At 43.8% G+C, this 21,439-nt stretch carries 23 protein-coding genes; all 23 read right to left on the reverse strand.

Going from position 1 to position 21,439, the window contains the following annotated elements:
* Positions 1-24: 24 nt before the first annotated feature.
* The 23 genes from flhB to L5L91_RS03835 all read right to left on the reverse strand — a co-directional run bounded on the left by flhB (position 25) and on the right by L5L91_RS03835 (position 21,237).
* Positions 25-1,155 (reverse strand): flagellar biosynthesis protein FlhB, encoded by a 1,131-nt coding sequence (gene flhB / locus L5L91_RS03725; RefSeq protein WP_131523091.1) that lies wholly within the window; start codon positions 1,153-1,155, stop codon positions 25-27.
* An 18-nt stretch (positions 1,156-1,173) separates the two neighbouring features.
* A complete protein-coding gene (gene fliR / locus L5L91_RS03730; protein WP_028761179.1) occupies positions 1,174-1,971 on the reverse strand; it encodes a flagellar biosynthetic protein FliR in 798 nt (265 codons plus the stop codon).
* A 4-nt stretch (positions 1,972-1,975) separates the two neighbouring features.
* Positions 1,976-2,245, reverse strand: coding sequence for a flagellar biosynthesis protein FliQ (gene fliQ / locus L5L91_RS03735; protein WP_012587225.1), 270 nt, complete (start codon positions 2,243-2,245; stop codon positions 1,976-1,978).
* A gap of 18 nt (positions 2,246-2,263) precedes the next feature.
* Positions 2,264-3,010 (reverse strand): flagellar type III secretion system pore protein FliP, encoded by a 747-nt coding sequence (gene fliP, locus L5L91_RS03740; protein WP_028761180.1) that lies wholly within the window; start codon positions 3,008-3,010, stop codon positions 2,264-2,266.
* Positions 3,007-3,435 (reverse strand): flagellar biosynthetic protein FliO, encoded by a 429-nt coding sequence (fliO, locus tag L5L91_RS03745; RefSeq protein WP_105251944.1) that lies wholly within the window; start codon positions 3,433-3,435, stop codon positions 3,007-3,009. Before fliO ends, fliP begins: the two co-directional genes overlap by 4 nt.
* Before the next feature lie 30 nt (positions 3,436-3,465).
* Positions 3,466-3,846, reverse strand: a complete 381-nt coding sequence (fliN, locus tag L5L91_RS03750) for a flagellar motor switch protein FliN (protein ID WP_028761182.1) — start codon at positions 3,844-3,846, stop codon at positions 3,466-3,468.
* A gap of 11 nt (positions 3,847-3,857) precedes the next feature.
* Positions 3,858-4,886: a flagellar motor switch protein FliM gene (gene fliM, locus L5L91_RS03755; RefSeq protein ID WP_105251943.1), complete on the reverse strand. Its 1,029-nt coding sequence runs from the start codon at positions 4,884-4,886 to the stop codon at positions 3,858-3,860.
* Between the two features lie 39 nt (positions 4,887-4,925).
* Positions 4,926-5,453 carry a flagellar basal body-associated protein FliL gene (gene fliL / locus L5L91_RS03760; RefSeq protein ID WP_263162256.1) on the reverse strand — a complete coding sequence of 176 codons (528 nt, stop codon included), beginning with the start codon at positions 5,451-5,453 and terminating at the stop codon, positions 4,926-4,928.
* An 84-nt stretch (positions 5,454-5,537) separates the two neighbouring features.
* On the reverse strand, positions 5,538-7,127 hold the full coding sequence (locus L5L91_RS03765) for a flagellar hook-length control protein FliK (protein WP_263162253.1): 1,590 nt from the start codon (positions 7,125-7,127) through the stop codon (positions 5,538-5,540).
* A gap of 242 nt (positions 7,128-7,369) precedes the next feature.
* Positions 7,370-7,816 carry a flagellar export protein FliJ gene (gene fliJ, locus L5L91_RS03770; protein ID WP_028761186.1) on the reverse strand — a complete coding sequence of 149 codons (447 nt, stop codon included), beginning with the start codon at positions 7,814-7,816 and terminating at the stop codon, positions 7,370-7,372.
* Between the two features lie 29 nt (positions 7,817-7,845).
* Entirely contained in the window at positions 7,846-9,183 is a 1,338-nt protein-coding gene (gene fliI / locus L5L91_RS03775) for a flagellar protein export ATPase FliI (protein WP_028761187.1), read from the reverse strand.
* Complete coding sequence (gene fliH / locus L5L91_RS03780) at positions 9,152-10,147, reverse strand: flagellar assembly protein FliH (protein WP_263162250.1); 996 nt, start codon at positions 10,145-10,147, stop codon at positions 9,152-9,154. The genes fliI and fliH overlap by 32 nt, the downstream gene beginning before the upstream one ends.
* Entirely contained in the window at positions 10,134-11,186 is a 1,053-nt protein-coding gene (fliG, locus tag L5L91_RS03785) for a flagellar motor switch protein FliG (protein WP_028761189.1), read from the reverse strand. The genes fliH and fliG overlap by 14 nt, the downstream gene beginning before the upstream one ends.
* Positions 11,179-12,867 carry a flagellar basal-body MS-ring/collar protein FliF gene (gene fliF, locus L5L91_RS03790; RefSeq protein ID WP_028761190.1) on the reverse strand — a complete coding sequence of 563 codons (1,689 nt, stop codon included), beginning with the start codon at positions 12,865-12,867 and terminating at the stop codon, positions 11,179-11,181. Before fliF ends, fliG begins: the two co-directional genes overlap by 8 nt.
* Positions 12,868-12,912: 45 nt before the next feature.
* The gene (gene fliE / locus L5L91_RS03795; RefSeq protein ID WP_028761191.1) at positions 12,913-13,248 is read right to left on the reverse strand and encodes a flagellar hook-basal body complex protein FliE; all 336 of its coding nucleotides are present in this window, start codon (positions 13,246-13,248) and stop codon (positions 12,913-12,915) included.
* Positions 13,249-13,479: 231 nt separating this feature from the next.
* Positions 13,480-14,823 carry a sigma-54-dependent transcriptional regulator gene (locus L5L91_RS03800; protein ID WP_173243795.1) on the reverse strand — a complete coding sequence of 448 codons (1,344 nt, stop codon included), beginning with the start codon at positions 14,821-14,823 and terminating at the stop codon, positions 13,480-13,482.
* Positions 14,816-15,898, reverse strand: coding sequence for a sensor histidine kinase (locus tag L5L91_RS03805; protein WP_113939465.1), 1,083 nt, complete (start codon positions 15,896-15,898; stop codon positions 14,816-14,818). Before L5L91_RS03805 ends, L5L91_RS03800 begins: the two co-directional genes overlap by 8 nt.
* A gap of 109 nt (positions 15,899-16,007) precedes the next feature.
* Positions 16,008-17,441: a sigma-54 dependent transcriptional regulator gene (locus L5L91_RS03810; RefSeq protein WP_105251936.1), complete on the reverse strand. Its 1,434-nt coding sequence runs from the start codon at positions 17,439-17,441 to the stop codon at positions 16,008-16,010.
* Positions 17,442-17,728: 287 nt separating this feature from the next.
* A complete protein-coding gene (fliS, locus tag L5L91_RS03815; RefSeq protein ID WP_028761195.1) occupies positions 17,729-18,139 on the reverse strand; it encodes a flagellar export chaperone FliS in 411 nt (136 codons plus the stop codon).
* 6 nt (positions 18,140-18,145) lie between these two features.
* The gene (locus L5L91_RS03820; RefSeq protein WP_263162246.1) at positions 18,146-18,466 is read right to left on the reverse strand and encodes a flagella biosynthesis chaperone for FliD, FliT; all 321 of its coding nucleotides are present in this window, start codon (positions 18,464-18,466) and stop codon (positions 18,146-18,148) included.
* 30 nt (positions 18,467-18,496) lie between these two features.
* Positions 18,497-19,867 carry a flagellar filament capping protein FliD gene (gene fliD, locus L5L91_RS03825; protein ID WP_173243786.1) on the reverse strand — a complete coding sequence of 457 codons (1,371 nt, stop codon included), beginning with the start codon at positions 19,865-19,867 and terminating at the stop codon, positions 18,497-18,499.
* 33 nt (positions 19,868-19,900) lie between these two features.
* Positions 19,901-20,278 carry a flagellar protein FlaG gene (locus L5L91_RS03830; protein WP_131523081.1) on the reverse strand — a complete coding sequence of 126 codons (378 nt, stop codon included), beginning with the start codon at positions 20,276-20,278 and terminating at the stop codon, positions 19,901-19,903.
* A gap of 140 nt (positions 20,279-20,418) precedes the next feature.
* Positions 20,419-21,237: a flagellin gene (locus L5L91_RS03835; RefSeq protein ID WP_131523080.1), complete on the reverse strand. Its 819-nt coding sequence runs from the start codon at positions 21,235-21,237 to the stop codon at positions 20,419-20,421.
* Positions 21,238-21,439 lie beyond the last annotated feature (202 nt).

Raw genomic sequence — 21,439 nt, forward strand, 5'->3', positions numbered from 1 at the left:
TGACTACCATCTGAGACTAGTGGTTCAATATTTCAATTCATCTGGTATAGGTTGATTAAGTGGGACTGGAATAGGTTTACGACCGCGTCCTTTTTGATATTGGCGCAGCTGGAATACATAAGCCAAAATCTGTGCGACAGCAGTAAACAAACCTTCAGGGATCTGCTGGTCTAACTTAGTCGTATGGTAAATCGCCCTTGCAAGTGGTGGGGCCGAGACAATCGCAATATTGTGCGCGCGGGCAATCTCACGTATTTTAAAGGCCACATCATCAACACCTTTCGCTATCACAAAGGGAGCTGCAGAGCGCTGCACATCGTATTTAATCGCAACGGCAAAATGCTCAGGGTTAACGACAATCACATCGGCATTTGGCACTTCAGCCATCATACGCCTTTGTGCTAGTTCACGTTGCATCTGCCGTATATGCCCTTTCACCTCAGGTTTACCCTCAGTGTCTTTATATTCATCTTTTACTTCTTGTTTGGTCATCTTAAGTTGCTTGTTGTGATTCCAAATTTGGAACGGCACATCGATGACGACAATAAACAAAATCGAGGAACATAACAGGATAAACATCCAAACCAACAAATCTAATGCATGGTAAACATTACCAGGAAGATGGTCGCTAGACAGCAACATGATGTCATTGAAATAGAAGCTTAATAAAAAATAAGCAGAAAACGCTACTACAGAAAATTTTGCAATGCCTTTGGTGAGTTCAACCAGAGCCTGTACGCCAAACATACGTTTAAAACCAGCAAGGGGACTCATTTTACTGGCTTTTGGCATCATAGCTTGGGTCGAAAAATTGATCCCACCAAGAGAGACGTTACCGATAAACGCAACCACCACAATCAGTAGCATAATTTTAGCCATGGGCCAGGCTATTTCACTCGCAACAACACCCCACACGTTGAACATTTCATTAGTATCAAAAATTTGCGCCCTATCCATGGTAAATACAATTTCAAACACCCGAGTTAGGCTAATGGCCAAACTTGGGCCTAGCATATAAAACCCACATGCCGCCGAAATCAATACCGCTGCAGTCCCGAGTTCTTTCGAACGTGCAATCTGTCCTTTTTCCCGTGCCTGTTCTAGACGCCTCCCCGTGGGTTCCTCTGTACGTTCGCCACTTGATTCTTCAGCCATGGACTTCTCCTAATCCCATCATATCAAGCCATCAGCGTTACATTGGAGCGCTAACATATCGCAAAGCAGCACTTGAGCCGTCGACCATACTTCATCGAAGTGTGCCATTACCGGTGTTAGGGTTAACCACAGAATAAACAGTCCACCAATCATAGTGATCGGAAAACCAATAGAGAAAATATTCAATTGCGGCGCGGCGCGGGTCATGACTCCGAAAGACAAGTTGACTAATAACAAGGCGATAATCGCAGATATCGACATAGTGAGTGCCGCACCAAACATATATGACCCCCAATCAGCCAGCGATCGATAACTTGTCAGTGTTAAGCCTTGATTAGAAATCGGCAAAGTTTCAAAGCTTGCCACTAGCATACGGATCATCAAAAGATGGCCGTCCACAGCTAAGAAAATCAATGTCGCCAATAAAAGGAAAAAGTTACCAATAACGGGTGTTTGTTGGCCAGAACCGGGATCAACCATAGAGGCAAAGCCTAAACTGGTCTGCATACCAATGATCTGTCCGGTGAGCACAAAGACTTGCATCACCATTTGAGTCACAAATCCCATGGCAACACCGATAATAATTTGCTGCGCCGTGATGAATACTGCGCTTAACGAAAATAAATCCACATTTTGAGTTGGAGGAAGAACAGGTGCTATCGCAAAGGTAATTGCCATCGCCAATAATAAGCGAACTCGTGTTGGTGTCGTTGCCGCCCCAAATACCACCATGACCATCAACATGCTCGCGACGCGAAACAATGGCCAAATATAAGCGGCAATGGTTTGCATTAAGGTATCGAGCAGCAGCTCCATCGCGTTAGCCTATCACTTGAGGAATGCGATTCACCATCTCGATGAAAAAGTCCATCAGGGTTTCAACTAACCAATGTCCCATAAACATTAGGCCAAAAAGTGTCACTAACAAACGCGGAAGGAAACTTAAGGTCTGCTCGTTAATAGAAGTCGCCGCTTGAAACACAGCAACGATTAACCCTATCCCCAACCCTGGCAACACAATAGCAGACACCATCATAACGATAACAGCGAGAGCTTCACGAAAAATATCAATTAGCGCCTCAGGACTCATGTGTTTACTCTCCCTTGGCTATCCGAAACTATTCGCTAATGTCCCGAGGACTAAGCTCCAACCATCTACGAGCACAAACAACATGATCTTAAACGGCAGCGACACTATCATGGGAGATAACATCATCATACCCATAGCCATCAAGATACTCGCCACCACTAAATCGAGTACTAAAAAAGGCACAAATAGCATAAAGCCAATCTGAAATGCGGTTTTTAACTCACTGGTAATGAAAGCGGGCACTAACACACTCATAGGTGCTTCTTCGGGAGACTTAATATCCTTATAGCCAGAAATCTCAATAAAGGTCTTTAAATCCGTCGTTCTTACTTGGCCCAACATAAAGCCTCTCAGCGGCTCTTTCCCTTTATCAAACGCTTGCTGCAAGGTTAATTGCTCATCGATATAAGGCTTCACCCCTTCATCATAAATCCGGTCGAATACCGGTGCCATGATAAAAAAAGTCATGAACAAACTCATGCCAATTAAGACTTGATTAGATGGAGTCTGTTGTAATCCAATGGCTTGGCGTAATATCGACAAGACAATGATAATCCGCGTGAAAGAGGTCAACATGATGAGCATGGCAGGTAAAAAACTCAGCGATGTCATCAGCAGTAAAATCTGCATTGTGACCGAATATTCCGTTGAGCCGTCTGGCGCCGTTGTTACTGTTACAGCAGGTAAGACGCCATCTGCGGCCCATGCTGACGGCATCAATAGCAGCATAACTAACCCAACTAACGCGAGGATACGTGTTGTCATTGTTTTAATTTCGCCTGGCGTAATCGACTCGCAAACGAATCAGCTTCTAGATGGATAGGTTCAGCTAACTTATCAATCAAACTCACCTGCTGCGAGCTAACCCCAAGTAAATATTGTTGTTCTCCCACCTGAACCAAGACTAAACGTTCTTTTTGACCGAGGGAAGTCACAGCAATAGTCTTTAGCACGCCATTGGTCGTGGGGACTAAATTAAACCTTCTCAGTAAATAAGCTAACGCGAAAATTAATAATAAAACCAGAATCAAGCCGCCTAACATACTTGCTAAGGTCGCAACTTGAGAAGGTTCTGCCATTTTTGTAGCAGCAGGCGCTATTGAAGCAATATTCGCTGCGCCTTCCCCACCGAGGCTATCGGCGCTCGCTTGAACCGCTACCACTAAACTCTGTATTACCGATGTGCTCATTTAAAGTTCCAACGACTTTTACATCTCGAATTATTTAAGCTTTTTAATTCGCTCAGTTTGACTGATCACATCCGTTAAGCGAATACCGAATTTATCGTTTACCACCACCACTTCACCGTGAGCGATAAGCGTGCCATTGACCATCACATCTAACGGTTCACCTGCGACTCTATCTAACTCAACCACAGAACCTTGGTTAAGTTGTAATAAGTTTCGAATACTAATATAGCTACGGCCCACTTCCATCGAAATGGTGACAGGAATATCTAAAATTGTATCTAACTTAGCCGCTTCAGCCTTAGAAATAGGTCTTGAATCATCAACCAGCTCATCGAGTTCAATTGCGTTGGCTTCTTCTAACGCTTGTTCTGCCATTGCTGCAGCCCAATCATCCGTATCGTCTGTGCTCATCTTACTTCACCTTATAATTCTGATATATCACGAGATTTACCCTTACGCGTCACCAATTGCAGCTCAGATTTAACTGTCTCTGGCCGAGGGATTTTCTCACATATTTTAAGCGCTAGGTTATCTCTAGAACGGCCCATTTTACAACGATATGTCGGTAAATCCTCGATTTTCATCATGATAAACTCGGGTAACTCAATCGGAATAATATCGCCCGCTTTAAAATTCATGACCTCTTTGAGCGTTAATTCATGTTCAACAATATTGGCATCGAACCCGACCTTCACATCCATGATTTCATCGTGCAATGCCTGTGACCAACGCATATCAGTATCTTGCTTGTCACTTTGCACACCCGCATCGAGTAACTCTCGGATAGGTTCAATCATGGAGTAAGGCATAGTGATGTGAAAATCACCACCGCCTCCATCGACTTCAATATGGAATGAATTAATCACCACAACTTCGGTAGGACTAACAATGTTCGCCATGGCGGGGTTGACTTCAGAGTCCAAATAATCAAACTCAACATCCATTACGGGCGCCCAAGCATCTTTATAATCTTCGAATATAATCTTAAGCAGTAACTGTACGATTCGTCTTTCTGTCGGTGTAAATTCTCGCCCTTCAATCTTGGCATGGAAACGCCCATCGCCACCAAAGAAGTTATCCACCAGGATAAATACCAGTCGCGCTTCCATGGTGATCAATGCTGTGCCTTTGAGTGGGCTAAAACGCACCATATTCAAGCTAGTAGGAACAAAAAGCGTATGTACGTACTCACCAAACTTGAGCATCTGTACACCGTTGATCGACACTTCGGCCGCTCGGCGCATCATATTAAACATGCTGATGCGCAAATGGCGCGCAAAACGCTCATTCACGATTTCCAGCGTCGGCATACGCCCACGAACTATTCGATCTTGGGAAGAGAAATCGTAGGAACGGGCATCTTCTCCAACAGCGTCAATTTCGTCATCATCAACGTCATCAACCCCGTGCAATAGCGCATCAATTTCGTCTTGGCTTAATAAATCACTCACTATATTGCCTTCGCCTCTTTTGGTGCTGAAGTTAAAGGATTATTGCATTACAAAACCGGTAAATAGTACTTTCTCGACAACCTTACGCCCAGTTACTGACTGTAGAGTATTTTGCACACTCAAAAGTGCTAACTGCCGTAACTCATCTTTCCCCGCTTGCGTGCTGAGCTTTTGCACATCTGCACCACTAAAGGTCGTTAAAAGCGCATCTTCAATCAGCGGAATATGTTTTTGTGTTAGCACATCATCATCGGTACCACGCACCATCAGCTGCACTTTAATCTCAACTAAACGAGCCCTATCAGGCCCAGGTAAGTTGAATAAGAAAGGACGTGGCATAGGCACGTATGATGCGGTAGCTACTTCTCCTGATGCTGGTACTTCAGCCTGAACAGCACTATCTGCTGCTACGGCGGGAACCTCTTCGGTACTGCTTCCCATAAAGAACCAGACACCGCCACCGATTAACAGCGCGACTAAAACGCCCACACCAGCAAAAATAAATAGTTTCTTCTTACTCTTAGGCTCTGCAGTACTTTCAAGTTCTAACGATTCTTCCTTAGCCATCACTATTCTCTTTAATTTAGGCGGAAACTCATTACTGTTTTATTTGAAACGTAATTATGTCAGTCATTGCTATAGGTTACCTGCTTAAGCGTAATAATCTATACCTGAAGTTACACTAATCGCTTGATTTAAACCTAAATGTAACTCTTCTGCCGAGATTTCATCCATATCAGCCGCATTTGAACTGCCGCCATCACCGAAACTACCTTCCCGACGCTCACCTTGATCGCCTTGAGAAACATGGCTGTCAGCCAACTGCATCCCTTGCTCTTGCAATAACTCACGTAATCTTGGCATAGCTTGTTCAACCAGATCGCGCGTTTGCGGCTGAGTAACATGAAACTGTACTTGGGTTTGGTCGCCATGCACTTGGATTTTTACCAACATATGTCCAAGTTCAGGTGGATCGAGCCGGATTTCCGCATGTTGGATGCCTTGACTCACCATAGTAATCAATTGCTGCTTCATCACAGGTGAAAATCGTTGGATCATCTCCTGCATTTGGTTTTGCTGTTCTACTCCTTGACGCAATGACAGCTGAACTTGCATGGTTTCTTGGCGATTTAATTGTGACATCGAGAGTGTCTGTATGGATGATGTCGACTTAAGTTCTGAGAAAGTATTACTATCATCCATAAAACTTTCGTCTCTGGGAATATCCATCGCAACCGTTAATTTAGCATCTTTCAGTAATAGGTTAGCAGCCAAATCGGAATTGGGACTCCCATCAAGATCACTTTCTGTTACAGATGTTGTATCTAATGGTTCAGATGAAGTTGAAGAGCCTAAGGTATTCAGGTCGAAAGTATTTCCCGAGGTCGCGATATTAGCCGTATTGGGACTATTCACTGTCGAGCTACTAGTCGTTGCTTTTGCCGCAGTGTTGGTTGCCGACTTTATCGTTGCACTGTTCGCTAAGCCCGCTTGATTAATCACAGCATTAAGTGTGACCTCATTCTCAACTAAAGACTCATCTATACTCACCCCGACTTCAGTGGCAGAGACAAGCTCAGTGTCTTCTAAAGGTAATTCTGAAGCGTCATCGGTCAAATTTGGATCAATCACAGCATCACTATCCGCTGACACTTCAAGTATATTTGGGTCTATGGGGAGAATTTGTACGAGTGACTTATCAGTCAAAGATGATGGTTTCACATCATCTACGATTAAAATTGCTGCCATATCTGGGCTAGTAGAAACTAACTTTTGTAATTCAGCAGAAAAACCCGCTTCATCTATATCTGATGCCAGTTCAATCTCAGCAGAAACAGTAGATGCCAATGCTGAGCCGGTTAATAAAGCTGATGAAGTATCAATATTTTCTTCACCAGTTATATCTTCTTCAGCATTTAAAAATGCTAGCGGCAAACTATCTCCATCTGATGCCGTTTTCTTCATATCATTTGCCATGCTAATTTGGGCAAAAATGAGATTTACGTCGGCGTCATCAGTTGATATATCGTCATCTTTTACTTTATCAGCAGAGGTAACCTGCACAGTATCATCAATGTTAGCAATGGTTTTTTTAGACGCAGAAATAGAAAATGAGCTAGCGGTGACTGACGCAAGTGTAGATGAAAAGTCTTCATTATTAGACTCTTGGGAAGATGTCTTAGCGGAATTGGCCGCAGAGTTGCCTGTTTTACTTAACAGGATATTGGTCATTTGTTGCATAAGTGCTCCCAAACATCACCCAGCAAAAAAAGAAAATGGCTAGGTAGAAACGTCAATTAAACACTGCGGTTGCAGGGTCATGGACTAAATCAAAGCAAATAAGATGCCAACACATCAGGTTTTACGACAGCATATCGAAAAGAATTAACTCTGGGAGGTGTCAAATTGATGCTTATGCCATCAATACAAAAAAACTAAAGAGCCTATCCGGCTAGCGAGCAGTAAATATGCCTATCATTTCACTAACGTTGATGACGGCGATAAAATTGCTGGGAAGCAAATTCATCGGTCATTTTTTGCTCCCTTTTTTGTTCAACCACTTGACGCTTCTTCTCTTTACTGGCTAAGAGTAATTCTACTGCCTTACGTTTTTTTTGCTTTTCCAACCAATGTTGTTGTCGATATTCTTTTTGCTTTTCACCGTCGGCTACGACGCGATTTTGCTGGATAATTGCGTCATCGATCTGACGAATAAAACGGTGAAACTGGTGATAGTGACTAGCACTGATGGCTTGACCTTGCTGGGATTGCATTTGCTTCATGTATTCTAAGCGATAGTTATTCAGAGCACTGAGTTGATTCAACCGTTTTTGACACTCTAACTGCGCCGATTTTAACAATAAAGCCGCTTGTTCTTCGGCATCATTAGCAAGCTTTAACACTAACAACAAGGGATCGGCGTTAGCCATACTAGACCTCGATTAATTCGATGACGCCATTATTTGCACTGTGCAGCAAGTTGCCCAAGCATGACTTGGCTATCGGCAAAGCTAAATGCATCACGCATGGTTTGTCGCAAAAAAGCATTCATTGCTGGCTGCAGTCGTATCGCATTATCAATGCGCGGATCGCTTCCTTGGGCATAGGCCCCAATAGAAATCAAATCTCGATTTTGCTGATACAAAGAATAGGTTTGTTTCACGCGGCGCATCGCCTCCAAATGTTCATTGGAAATCACCATAGGCGCGACTCGGCTAATAGAAGCTTCAATATCAATCGCAGGATAGTGCCCCGAATCCGCAAGCGAACGTGACAAGACAATGTGACCATCAAGGATCGCCCGCGAAGCATCGGCAATGGGATCCTGTTGATCGTCTCCTTCCGTCAACACAGTATAAAATGCCGTAATTGAACCTTGCCCAGGGCCACCATTTCCGGCGCGCTCAACTAAACGTGGCAATTTTGCAAACACAGAAGGCGGATAACCTTTAGTCGCAGGCGGTTCACCCACAGCCAAAGCAATTTCACGCTGCGCTTGGGCGTAGCGCGTTAAACTGTCCATAAGCAATAAAACGTTATAGCCTAAATCGCGGAAGTATTCGGCAATACGAGTAGAGGTTTCACAGGCGCGAAGGCGCATCAGAGGCGATGTATCCGCAGGCGCAGCAACGACGACTGAACGCGCTCGACCTTTCTCACCAAGAATTTCCTCAATAAACTCTTTCACTTCCCGGCCACGCTCACCCACTAGCCCAACCACAATAATGTCGGCGGTAGTACCGCGAGTCATCATACCTAAGAGCACACTCTTACCGACACCTGAGCCCGCAAACAAGCCCATACGTTGGCCTTTGCCCACGGTCAGCATAGCGTTGATAGCGCGAACGCCAACGTCCAGCGGTTCAGTAATGGCACGGCGAGATAAAGGATTAATGGCAGCGCTATGTCTTGGCGCTTGTTGGTCGGTTTGCAACGCGCCTAAACCATCTAAAGGCACGCCGTTACCATCGAGTACGCGTCCTAGCAGGGATAAACCAACATTGAGTCCAGTTTGTTCCCCCAAAGGCACAACCCGCGCACCGGGCAATACACCACGTAATTCTTCAATGGGCATTAAATATAATAGTTCGCCATCAAACCCGACCACCTCGGCGATTAACTCGCCCGCCATGGTTTCAATCGAACATAAGCTGCCCACAGGCGCACGGCAACCGCTTGCTTCTAACGTTAAGCCAACAACACGCACCAGTTGACCACTGGCCACTGCGCGAAATGGCGGCACCTTACCCTGATGATGATTAAGCCTATTCAGCAGTTGATGTTGCCGATTTTGCATCTGATTTTGCCTCTAATTGCTCACCTGTGTTTGAGGCAGATTGTATATCCTCAGCATGTTGAGAAACCGTATCGACAACCTGATCATCAAGCTCTGTTCCCACAGCCTCAGAAGCCGCAACGTGTTTTGCGGTATCTTCAACCTCTATCGCCTCTTGCAGTTGACGCTGCTTATCACTTAAGTGAGCATGTTGGTTCCGTAAGGACTCAAACACAGCATCAATACGCGATGCGAGGGTCAAATCGACTAAAGAACGATGACTACTGAGAATACAGTCACCAGGGCTTAAGGAAGGGTCAACTTCAAGTTCCCACTTACTGCGGGTCAATTGAGCGCTGGAATAAAGTTGTTCGACTAAAATAACATCGTCAGGATGCAAGCGGATTGTGACCGTTTGCTCTTTTATCGGCAGCGATTCTATACCTAAGCGCAATGCCGAAAGCACTTGTTCAGGATGAGTTTTTAATTCGTGGCCAATGACAGATTTCGCTAATGTCATACTCAGGTTCAGTAGCGAAAGTTCAATATCGCCATCGAGCAATTGCAATGGTTTTTCAAATTGGGCTAATAAGGTTTCAAAACGCGAGAGCAATATTTTTGCTTGGGCTAAACCGGTTTCTAATCCTTGCTCATGCCCTTGGGCGAGCCCTTCAGTATGGCCCTGCTCTAACCCTTCTAAACGTCCTTTTTCTAGCCCTTGCTCATACCCTTGCAGCTTACCTTCGCTAAAGCCTTCTTCTTCGGCTTGGGCGCGAATGTCTTCAATCTCAGCCATAGTCGGTGGAGAAACACTTTCCACAGTAGTCGACTTAGTGGCTTGATGATTAGAATGGCCGAACAGATTTGAGATAGAATCATCATCGGCTTCAGTCACATCTGGCAGCGCCCAGTGACTAAATTCGACATCTCCTTCGCTCAAGACCTTATTCAACAATTTATTGTCGCTCGGATTAGAGGAACTCATCGCCACCACCGCCGCCTAACATGATTTCGCCGCTGTCACTTAAGCGACGAGCAATAGACAGGATTTCTTTTTGTGCGACTTCCACTTCACTGATACGGATTGGGCCCATGGCTTCAAGGTCATCACGCAACAATTCAGCGGCACGTTTTGACATGTTACCCAAGATTTTTTCTTTCAGTTGATCATCAGTGCCTTTGAGCGCCTTCATCAGTACATCTTGCTGCACTTCACGCAACAGGGCTTGAATACCGCGGTCATCGACATCGATTAAGTTTTCAAATACAAACATCAAATCTTGGATTTGCTGCGCCATTTCTTCATCAGACTCGCGCATGGTTTCCATCAACTGACTTTCGATACCCGTATCTAAGTAGTTCATTATGTTGGCGGCCGCTTTTAAGCCACCCATTTTTGCGGCCTGGGCGCCACCTTGACCGGCAAACTGTTTCTCCATGATGTCGTTCAACTCTTGCAGTGCTGCAGGCTGCACTTCTTCAAGATTTGCAATACGCATCATCAAGTCTAAGCGGGTATTCTCAGGGAATTGACCAAAAATTTCCGCCGCTTGATCGGGTTCTAGATAAGACAAAACAATGGTTTGGATCTGTGGATGTTCGTTTTGAATAATGGTCGCCACTTGGCGCGCATCCATCCACTTCAACGAGTCCAAACCTTTAGCGCCACTGCCCATGATAATCTGTTCAATCAGATTACCCGCTTTATCTTCACCCAGCGCGGCGGTTAAGGCTTTACGGACGAACTCTTCGCTGTTGAAACCAATTGAAGAATACTTTTGAATATCATCAAGAAACAGCTTATGTACCCCGATAACTTTTTCCTGACCAAACTCATCCATTGCCGCCATGGCCATACCCACTTTTTGCACTTGCTTCGGCTCTAAGTGTTTTAAAATGGATGCAGCATCAGCCTCACTCAAACTGAGGAGTAAAATAGCGGTCTTTTCAACGCCACTAATATCTTTGATATTAAAGGCAGGTGCGGCCGCAGGAGCCACTTCTTTCGTTTTATTCTCAGCCATTGTCTTGTAACCAGTTTTTCACGACTTGAGTAGAGAGCTCAGGCTCATTCGCCACGAGCGCACGGATAGCTTTAATCATATCATCATCTTTGTGAAGATTAGGGATATGAATTGAGCCATCGTCAGCATAACTGTATTCCGCCTCTTGAGTATTGAGCATCCCTAGCGTATCAGCCGCATATTGGTCCTCAATTTCTGCTAATTCATTACCTAATCTGCCATCCTCAGGCATATTCACACTGTCAGGATAGATTAAGCGTTTCAGCATAGGACGTACCACAGCTAAAATCAGCACCAAAATCACTAGCGCACCAATACCAAGCTTAATCGCACGCCAAAACCAAGGTTGCTCCCAAAGTTCAGGTGCGGGTAAATCTTCAACCAATTGATCCATAAAGGGAACAGTTACCACTTCCAGCACATCACCCCGTTGTGAGCTAAAACCAACCGCGCCTTCAAGCAAACGACGGATATTGGTCAGTTCTTGTTCGGTACGGGCAACACGGGCTACTTGACCATTTTCTCCAGCGGCACCAGGTTTAAAGTCCACCGCGACTGACACACTAATACGGCGCACTGCACCAACTTGCTGGCGGGTATGGCTAATGGTGGTATCTAATTCAAAGTTACGGGTCGCTTCGCGGTGCGAATTACCTGCTGCAGCCGTTGCTGATTCTGCCGCTTTTGTTGCATCTTCTGGAATATTAGACTCCATTGGCGGTTGATTGGATAACGCGCCAGGGATCCCACCAGAAGAGCCGCCAGTGGTGTTATTTTCAACTGTCATTTCACTGCGCAGTGCCGGTAAATCAGGGTTAAAACGCTTTGATGTTTGCTCAACCGCAGTAAAATCCATACTGACGTCGACTTGAGAGGTAAAATTATCAGGACCTAAAATTGGCACCAGAATCGATTCAATCTTAGTGCGATATTCAGCTTCTTTTTGCTGTACTAATTCAAGTTCACGTCGAGCCGTTGCAGAGGCGCCATCTTGGCTGCCAGAGTTCAATAAACGGCCGTTAGAGTCTGTTACCGTCACCCTTGATGGTTCTAAACCTTGTACTGCAGAAGCAACAATATCGACGATAGCATCGACTTCACCTTGGCCTAAGCCACCGCGACGGGTATTGATCACCACAGTTGCACTCGGTTTAGAGGCATTGCGGGCGAAGACGTTTTCTTTAGGTAACGCAAGAATGACTTTGGCACGGCTGACACTTTGTAGTTGCTCTATCGCACGGGCGAGGTTTTCTTCTTGGCTATGCTTAAGACGAGCCTGTTCCATGCGTTGGCTGACACCAAAGCCACTGTCTTTATTCAAAAAATCTTGGTTGGCCGCAGGACTGTCGATACCTGCACGACTCAACATCATTTTGACTTCTTGATATTTATCTTCAGGAACTTTAATAACGTCCACGTCGATTTGGTACTTAACTTTATTTTTATCAAGTACATCTAGCACTTGAACCATTTCCTGAGTTTCCATTTTACCCAATGGACGATACTCTGGCTCCTGCGCCCACAGCATGACAAATACCGCCAAGGCTAAACAAATCGCTAAGGCTAAAATCATAGTCACTTGGCGCATCATATCGACACCGCCAAGATTTCCCATCATTCCTGACTTATGTTCTTGCTGGACACCTTGGTCAGCTAAACCGGAATTGGATCCGACAATCATTTCTGTACTCACGATTCGTACCTGCTAATTGGGTTATTCACTGGCCTAGACAGGCATGCTCATTATTTCTTTGTAGGCTTCGACAAGCTTATTACGCACTTGCACTGTCGCCTCGAAAGCAACACTCGCTTTCTCACGGGCAATCACAGTGTCCGATAAAGAAACGGTAGTATCACCCATCTCTAAACGTGTCGCGAGGTTTGACGATGCGGACTGTAAGCCGCTGACATTGCCTACGGCTTGCGATAGCAACTGACCGAAGTCTGCACCACTGGTGTTATTCACTTGCTGCATGATATTTGGCTGAACGCCAAACGACGGCGTTATTTCGCCTTGGAGTTTCTGCATTTCCTGCAGGAATGAATTTGCGCCTATTTGCATGCTGAGCTCCCAGTCGTCGAATTCTTGACGATCAAAATACCGATAACGGGACAATGCAAAATAACGGCCAAGTTTTCAGATGGTCGTGATTGATAATAAATTGACGGGATAAGAAGATGTCAATATCTAAGGATTTGGGATGAAATGAGCCACTTTTACGGTTGTGTATTTTAATAAATACAGCCTCACACTCAATGTGGAGGCTGCGAGATGATAACTTGAATTTATAGACTAATTTGGCAGTTGGATCCCCATATCACGCATCCTTGCCATCTTGTATCTTAGGGTTCGTGCGCTAATTCCTAGCTTTTCGGCGACTAACTTACGACTTCCTTGGCATTGATTAAGGGTCTCTAAAATAATCACATGTTCTTGAGCTTTGAGCTCTTCACCTAAACCGTCTGGCTCAGAAGAAAATGGTTCTAGATCTTCACCGCTTAAAATCACATCCTGCGCATCGATAATAATGTCATTGGCAGTGATCAATTGACCAGCTCTTAATATCAAAGCACGCTGGATCACATTGTCGAGTTCACGTACGTTCCCAGGCCAGCGATGACTCAATAAACGTCGACGCGCATTCTCATCCAACTCAGGCACATCGGCAACATTCAATGCCTTAGCATGTTTAGCTAGTAAATGACGCGCAAGAGGTAAAATATCTGCAGGACGTTGACTTAACGCAGGCCAAGCTAAAGGAAATACGTTAATTCGATAGTAGAGATCTTCCCTAAATCCCCCTGCGGCGACCACTGCCTTTAAATCACGATTGGATGTAGCAAGCACGCGCACATCCAATTTAATAGTTTTACGGCCACCTAAACGCTCAACTTCACGCTCTTGCAAAACCCGCAACAACTTAGCTTGTAAGCCTAAATCCATCTCAGAGATTTCATCGAGCAGCAAAGTGCCACCTTGAGCCTGCTCAAATTTCCCCGGACACGCTTGATAAGCCCCCGTAAATGCACCCTTTTCATAACCAAAAAGGGTGGCTTCGAGCATGTTCTCAGGAATAGCGGCACAGTTAATGGCCACAAAGGCTTGATTAGCACGGCTACTATGTTGATGAATATAACGGGCCAAAACCTCTTTACCCGAACCGCTAGGACCTAAGATCATGACAGAGGCATCGGAGGCGGCAACCCGTTGAGCAAGTGCTAATAATGCTAAACTTTTCTCATCAGCGACGACGGGCTGATCCACATTTTGTTTTAATGGCAAATAGCGTGAGACTTGATTGAGTAACACTTCTGGTGCAAAAGGTTTGGCTAAATAATCAACAGCACCTAATTTTATAGCGTTCACCGCGCTACCAATAGTCGCGTAGGCCGTCATCAACAGCACTGGCAACTTAGGATGATGCTGCTGCAGATAGTTCAATAAACCTAAACCACCAATACCTTGCATCTGCACATCGCTAATAACTAAATCAAACTGATGTTGTTTCAAGGCTAAAATAGCGTCTTCACCGGAGGCAACATCAACACACTCATACTGAGCCAGCATTAAGGTATCCAACAAGGCTTCACGTAATGAAGCATCATCCTCAACGAGCAATAACTTTGCTTCAGACATGGGTAATCTCCAAAGGTAATATCACCGCGGATTTAGCCCGTGGGAATACTAAAGACACAGTACAGCCTTTATTCGGTACACAACTGAGTTGCAGTTGCCCCCCATGATTGCGCACCACAGATTGCACAACGGCTAACCCAAGCCCAGTTCCCTGCGACTTAGTCGTAAAGAAAGGTTCAAATACCTTCTGCTGCATAGTGGCGTCTAAGCCTTTACCATTATCGATGACGTCCAATAATAACCGTTCGCCCTCTTCCTTCGCTTGGATACGAATTTCAGTTGCTCCGGCTTCTATGCTGTTCATGACTAAATTATTAATCGCCGAGCTTAATGCATTGGAATTAGCTAACATCGAGCTGCTTGACGCATCATCAAATAACAAGTCACAGCCTTGCTTTGCCGCTATCGGCTCACAATTTGCCAAAACATTGTCGATAACCTCAGCCAACGAGATTAGATCTCCAAGTTCATCCTGACGACCTTTCGCCATCAATAGCATGTCGTTAACCTGCCGCTCGAGTTCATTGAGTCTATCAACAAGTTTTTGCTGGAATTTCGCTTTAGCAGCATCAGATAACTTAGGGCTCGCAAGATTAGAGGCATATAACAAAGCGGCAGATAAAGGCGTGCGCACCTGATGGGCCAAAGTTGCTACCATCTTGCCCAGTGCAGATAAACGTTGTAGATGGGAGATATTTTTCTGTAATAACCGAGTTTCAGTCAGATCAGTTAGCACAATTAATTGACCAGGCTCTGGCGTCAATGGCGTAATCGCTAATTTAACGCGGCGGCCATTACGCAGTGACACTTCGTGGCCATCATCGTCCTGCGGCGCAAAGGCACTGTGGATCACATCAATCCAGCGAACGCCACATAAGGAGCGCTCAAGTAATTCAACTGCTACCGGATTGGCATCCGTGACTATACCGTCGCCATTGATAATCACCACGCCAGATGGCATAGCCTGTAAAATATGCTCCATTCGATTGGACATATTCGCGGCCTCACGCAGTTGGTTCCATTGTTTGCTAGTGTGCTTGAATGACTCAATTTGCGCTAGTGGGTTGGCTGACATAGTCACTCCGTCAAAAAATTGCTTATGACGGGGTGACTGCAGTATCTATGCCAAATTGGAAATTGAACTTTAGAGGTTAAAACAACTTATATAACAATAAAATAGAAAACTAATCTTTGGTCATTCCGTACTTACGCATTTTTTCTACAAGCGTTGTACGGCGTATTCCAAGCATTTCAGCAGCGCGAGCTACGACATTATCTTGTAGCTCTAGCGCCTGACGTATCATGTCTATTTCTAGTTCTGCTAACAAATCCTTAAGGTTCACACCTTCAGGCGGCAGCTCACTAGGGAAACGCGTTTCAGGGATTTCAACCGGCTCTTCATCGCTAAAGATAGAAGCTAAAGCATCACGTTCCTGTTGCTCTTCACTCATCTCTACACAATATTCGGGCACATCGATATGGCGATATTTGACAGGTAAATCGTTAACATCGACCAGTCCACCCGGATATAAAATGGTGAGGCGTTCGACTAAATTAGACAGCTCGCGCACGTTGCCCGACCAAGCATGTTCTTTCAGCGACTCTATCGCACGCTGCGTAAAACGCACCTTACCACGGCCTTCGTTATAGACTCGGCTAACTAACTCTTGTAATAGCAAAGGCACATCGTCCTTGCGATCACACAACGCGGGCATTTCAATCGGGAATACGTTTAGGCGGTAATAAAGATCCTCACGGAACTCATTAACGCTGATCATGGTTTCTAAATCTCTATGTGTCGCAGCAACTACGCGTACATCAGCATTAATAGTCTTAGTACCACCAACGCGCTCAAATACCCGCTCTTGCAGCACACGGAGTAATTTAACTTGCATTTGTAGTGGCATGTCTCCTATTTCATCGAGAAATAGTGTACCACCTTCAGCTAATTCAAAACGGCCTTTACGAGAACAGATTGCCCCCGTAAATGACCCCTTTTCATGACCAAATAGCTCACTCTCTAATAACTCAGGCGGTATAGCACCACAGTTAACAGGGATAAATGGACCGTCACGGCGCTCAGACAAATAATGGATATTACGGGCGACCACTTCTTTACCTGTACCTGATTGACCCAGAACAAGCACGGTTGCCTCAGATGTTGCTACTTGATTTATCAAGTGCCTCACATTCGCAATACCATCACTGCGTCCCACTAAGCTTCGGAATAACTTTGTTTGATTCGCACTAGTAGGGACTTGAGGCCGTTTAACTTGACCGAATACTTGGCAAAAGTGTAATAATTCAGTGAGCTGAGGATACGTTAAAGGTTCTTCTATATGTCCAAGAATATTAGACACTTGCAGATCGTCAACATTGCCAAGCAACAGCATAGGTTGCCATGGATGTTGACCTGCGATGTTTTTAAGCCCATCAGCATCCATAACATCAGTTAGGATAACTAAAGCTCGAAAACGGGTATCTTGGAGGCTAGCACTTAATTTTTCGGTGTCAATTTGTACAAATTGCTCACCTAAAAAATCCAAAATGCAACACAGGCGATTTAATCGCTCTGATGGAGGGCCGATAAGTAAAATTCGTTGATCTGTTTGCATCATTCAGTAGGCCGTAAAGCTCTAATATGTATTAATTCGCATTAATTATTTATGATTAGTTGCTGTAAAAGCTTAACAAATTCAATGTAACAATCTGTGCCACCATCACTACTTATGATGAATATTGTATTATCAGCAGACGAGAAGCAAGCCTCAGATGAGGTTTATGCCAAACTGAATTGATTTTAGTTCATTTACATCATGATTCTAGTCTAAAACGTCAATACTTTGACTTTTAGCCAAAAAAAAGACGCAACCAGTGCGTCTATTTTTAATCACGAAATAAGATATTAACCCGCTTCAGAATGCGCAGAAATATTATGTTTATCTGCAGGAATTGCATCCCAACCTTCTTTGATAGTACGTAAAATATCACATACATCATCAATCGCTTTCACATCATTATTTACGTTAGCTTCAGAAATTCTACGCAACATAAAGTCATATAAATCACTCAAATTTCTAGCTATCTGGCCACCAGCATCCATATCTAGGCTATTGTTTAAACCAGTAATAATCCCAATAGCTTTGCCAATGTACATACCTTTATTAGACAAGTCATTTTGTTCAATCGCAAGACGACTTTGTGCTAAACGTTGCAGTGCCCCCGCAAACATAAGCTGAATAATACGATGTGGTGACGCAACAGTAATTTCACTCTCTAAAGACACCTTACGATACGATTGCAGTGATCCTCTCATAAACACCTACCTGTTTAAATCTATAGTCTCATAAACACTAATCTGGCGCTTATTCTTATTACCTGCATGTAATAATGCTTGCCTATCTGCCATAACAACACTTGCTTTACCTGTGTACTCTTGAGTAAGTTCAAGCTGATGTTGAAGATAATCAACATCTGTCATATTAGCATCAGCCACTAATACATTGAGTAAAATTTGACGCTCTCCAACCAGTACTTGCAAGTTCGACACCAACTCGTCAGATTGAGGCTCTTCAGCAGGAAGCTGAGTCAGTTTATTTAAATTTTCACTCAAAAGGACATTAAGCTCATCGAGTTGTTTCACTTATACTCCCCTTACTCATTTATAATTTCACTATCGTTTTTTAACAGCTCCAGGAAGCGAATTCAAACGATCAACAAGACCACTGCTCTGCTGATTTAGTTTTCCAACGACAAGATCCATCGCATTAAATTGCTTCGTTAAACGGGCTGTTAGTTGATCCATTTTAAGCGTGAAAGCTTCTCTTCTATCTGTAAGCTGGCTTTGTTGATTAGTATATCCGGTTTGACGTGACGCAATTAATCCTCGAGACTTGACATAACTATCAGCAAGATCATTAAAGCGATTAGCAAGCCCTTTATCTGGTGTCGAGAATAATGCCTCAACACTGGCCATATCTTCAGAGATGACTTTATTAAGTTTAGTATCATCGACAGACAACTTACCATATCTATCTGTTTTTATACCAATATCATATAATGCTATCGAACTGCCGCTATCAGTTGGCACTCGTTCACTCGATATACTTCGGAGTTGCGATTCTATAGAACGGATCATAGAGTCGCCCTGTAATGCAGCTGCTGTTTTTTTCTCTTTATCATAAGACGACATTTTATCAACTGCAGTCGCTAAACTATTGTAGGCATCGACAAAAGCTTTCACATTTGTCTTTACTGCATCATCATCTTGTTCAATTTTTAACGTAGTCGTCTTAGAAACATCAGCATCAGTTAAGTTTAACGTCACCCCCGCAATAGCATTTTTAACTTCATTAGTTTGTGAGGTAACTTTCTGATTATCGATATAAACAACTGCATTTTTAGCATCTTGAAGCGTGGAGATATTACCAGCACCGAACATATCATTTAGTCCAGTTCCAGTCGTGTCATTAGCTGTAATACTAATTTGATTGTCTTCACCTGACTTATCTGAACTAAAAACCAATCGACTGCCTGCATCACTGGTAATAACGGTTGCAGTTACGCCCGCATTATCTGGGGATTCATTAACTTTTTTAGCAATCGCAGCAAGTGAATCGGTAGCCGAAACATCAATGGAGAAATTCTTACCATTGATACCAAAATCAAGGCTCCCTTCACCTACAGGTAATCCAGGATCTGCAACGTTTTTTCCAGCAATTTTATGATTTACCGCAAGTTGCTCAACTTTAATACCATAGCTACCCGCTTGTGCGGTTTTGTCTGTTGTTGCTGACAAATAAGTTTGATTACTAACAGAAACCTTACGCAGATTGAGGGCATCGCCAGTTTGAAGTTTTTTTAAGGCATCTTGAAACGTAGACAACGCACTTTTTAAGGTTCCCATAGCAGAAACTTTTGCTTTGATGCTGTCTTCCGTTTTATTAAACATCGCTTCTTTCGGTGTTTTTTCGGCATCAACTAAAACTTGCACAATTTCACTAATTTTAAGGCCAGATCCCATGCCTGTTGCTGTTAATGCCATATAGACCTCTCAATCAAACGTACTTACAAATATTTATGCTTCTGTTTTCATCAAAAGCCCTGTGACTTCTGATAGTTTTTCTGCCAAGGCTAATGCTTCTTCACTCGGCATTTGTCTAATCACATCACCAGTATCTCGGTCAAGTACAGTCACAACAGCTTGTCCAGAGTTCTCATCAACCTTAAATGCTAAACCTTTACGCATCATAGACATCATATCAGACAACTCTGTGGCAACTTGAGCCAGCTTACTCGGGTTCTGTTCATTTTTCGTTACATCTTGTTCCGCAGCTTGTTCAATAGCCGTATTTCGCTTTAACTCAGCATCTGGAGCAGATGCTTTTAGTGGCGTTTGAGCTAAATCAACCTTACTGTGAAGCATAGAAGGTGAACTTGCTATATTGATATCCATAACCATACCTCAGCAAATTTAGTAATAACTTTAAATAGTTACATTAAAATTACCCTATAAAACTACATTAACCTTTAAAGTGGCAAAGGGAGATCCGTCACCGAACCTCCCTTATCACTTTCTCACTATTCTGCGTTAAACTACAGCAGTGACAAGGCCACTTGAGGTAACTGGTTGGCTTGGGCCAACATTGCAGAACCCGTTTGTTGTAACACTTGATTCTTGGTCATTTGTGATGTTTCTTTCGCAAAATCCACATCCACAATTCGGCTCTTAGCATCAGCAACGTTTGCTTGAGTATTAGCACTGTTACTGATGTTGTATGCTAGGCGGTTTTGTTTAGCACCTAAGTTAGCACGCTGACTATCAATCGTTTTAATGGCTGCATCAATATTCGCAAGTGCAGTTGAACGACCAGCAGAACTTCCAACAGACAAACTATTAACAGATAAAGCGCCAGCATTCGTTGCTTTTACTGAAATAGTAACGTCTTCACCTTCTTGGTGTCCGACTTGGAAGGTCTTACCTGCGGAGAAATCACCATTCAGTAATTTTGTGCTACCAAATGCAGTTGTATCACCGATTGCTGTAATTTCTAATGCCAGTTCATCAATCTCACTTTGCAATGCTGTCAAATCATCAGTGCTGTTAGAACCGTTCTCTGCTTGTACTGTCAAATCACGCATACGTTGAAGCATGTTAGTCTGTTCTTGCATCGCACCTTCAGAAATCTGGGCGATTGAAATGGCATCGTTAGCATTGCGCATACCAACATCAAGGCCACGCACTTGGCTGTTTAGTCGGTTAGATATCGCTAAACCAGCAGCGTCATCTTTGGCACTGTTAATACGCAGACCACTGGATAAACGTTCCATAGATGTGGCCAAACCGCCTGCGGAAGTATTTAAATTCTTTTGAGCTTTTAATGAAGTGACGTTTGTGTTTACTGTAATGGCCATGATCGTTTCCTCTTTATACCTGGCTTGTGAACTTGCCTGTCTACTTAAGCCAGGCGGGTCTTAGTGGTTACAGTATATTTAACGGCAGTATCTTTTTTAACTTTAGAGTTATTTTTTAAAATATCTTGATTTTAAAAAATAACTCTAATTATCATAAACATAAATATCAACTCCTATAAAACTTTGCCTACTTTTCTAGATA

This window comes from Shewanella sp. SM55, from assembly GCF_025654025.1.
In the GTDB taxonomy this organism is placed as follows: domain Bacteria; phylum Pseudomonadota; class Gammaproteobacteria; order Enterobacterales; family Shewanellaceae; genus Shewanella; species Shewanella oncorhynchi.

Bases quoted from the DNA above. Each gene is read 5' to 3' on its own strand.
- flhB (WP_131523091.1), bottom strand. From the start codon at position 1,155: ATGGCTGAAGAATCAAGTGGCGAACGTACAGAGGAACCCACGGGGAGG.
- fliR (WP_028761179.1), bottom strand. From the start codon at position 1,971: ATGGAGCTGCTGCTCGATACCTTAATGCAAACCATTGCCGCTTATATT.
- fliQ (WP_012587225.1), bottom strand. From the start codon at position 2,245: ATGAGTCCTGAGGCGCTAATTGATATTTTTCGTGAAGCTCTCGCTGTT.
- fliP (WP_028761180.1), bottom strand. From the start codon at position 3,010: ATGACAACACGTATCCTCGCGTTAGTTGGGTTAGTTATGCTGCTATTG.
- fliO (WP_105251944.1), bottom strand. From the start codon at position 3,435: ATGAGCACATCGGTAATACAGAGTTTAGTGGTAGCGGTTCAAGCGAGC.
- fliN (WP_028761182.1), bottom strand. From the start codon at position 3,846: ATGAGCACAGACGATACGGATGATTGGGCTGCAGCAATGGCAGAACAA.
- fliL (WP_263162256.1), bottom strand. From the start codon at position 5,453: ATGGCTAAGGAAGAATCGTTAGAACTTGAAAGTACTGCAGAGCCTAAG.
- L5L91_RS03765 (WP_263162253.1), bottom strand. From the start codon at position 7,127: ATGCAACAAATGACCAATATCCTGTTAAGTAAAACAGGCAACTCTGCG.
- fliJ (WP_028761186.1), bottom strand. From the start codon at position 7,816: ATGGCTAACGCCGATCCCTTGTTGTTAGTGTTAAAGCTTGCTAATGAT.
- fliI (WP_028761187.1), bottom strand. From the start codon at position 9,183: ATGCAAAATCGGCAACATCAACTGCTGAATAGGCTTAATCATCATCAG.
- fliH (WP_263162250.1), bottom strand. From the start codon at position 10,147: ATGAGTTCCTCTAATCCGAGCGACAATAAATTGTTGAATAAGGTCTTG.
- fliG (WP_028761189.1), bottom strand. From the start codon at position 11,186: ATGGCTGAGAATAAAACGAAAGAAGTGGCTCCTGCGGCCGCACCTGCC.
- fliF (WP_028761190.1), bottom strand. From the start codon at position 12,867: ATGATTGTCGGATCCAATTCCGGTTTAGCTGACCAAGGTGTCCAGCAA.
- fliE (WP_028761191.1), bottom strand. From the start codon at position 13,248: ATGCAAATAGGCGCAAATTCATTCCTGCAGGAAATGCAGAAACTCCAA.
- L5L91_RS03800 (WP_173243795.1), bottom strand. From the start codon at position 14,823: ATGTCTGAAGCAAAGTTATTGCTCGTTGAGGATGATGCTTCATTACGT.
- L5L91_RS03805 (WP_113939465.1), bottom strand. From the start codon at position 15,898: ATGTCAGCCAACCCACTAGCGCAAATTGAGTCATTCAAGCACACTAGC.
- L5L91_RS03810 (WP_105251936.1), bottom strand. From the start codon at position 17,441: ATGATGCAAACAGATCAACGAATTTTACTTATCGGCCCTCCATCAGAG.
- fliS (WP_028761195.1), bottom strand. From the start codon at position 18,139: ATGAGAGGATCACTGCAATCGTATCGTAAGGTGTCTTTAGAGAGTGAA.
- fliD (WP_173243786.1), bottom strand. From the start codon at position 19,867: ATGGCATTAACAGCAACAGGCATGGGATCTGGCCTTAAAATTAGTGAA.
- L5L91_RS03830 (WP_131523081.1), bottom strand. From the start codon at position 20,278: ATGGATATCAATATAGCAAGTTCACCTTCTATGCTTCACAGTAAGGTT.
- L5L91_RS03835 (WP_131523080.1), bottom strand. From the start codon at position 21,237: ATGGCCATTACAGTAAACACAAACGTCACTTCATTAAAAGCTCAAAAG.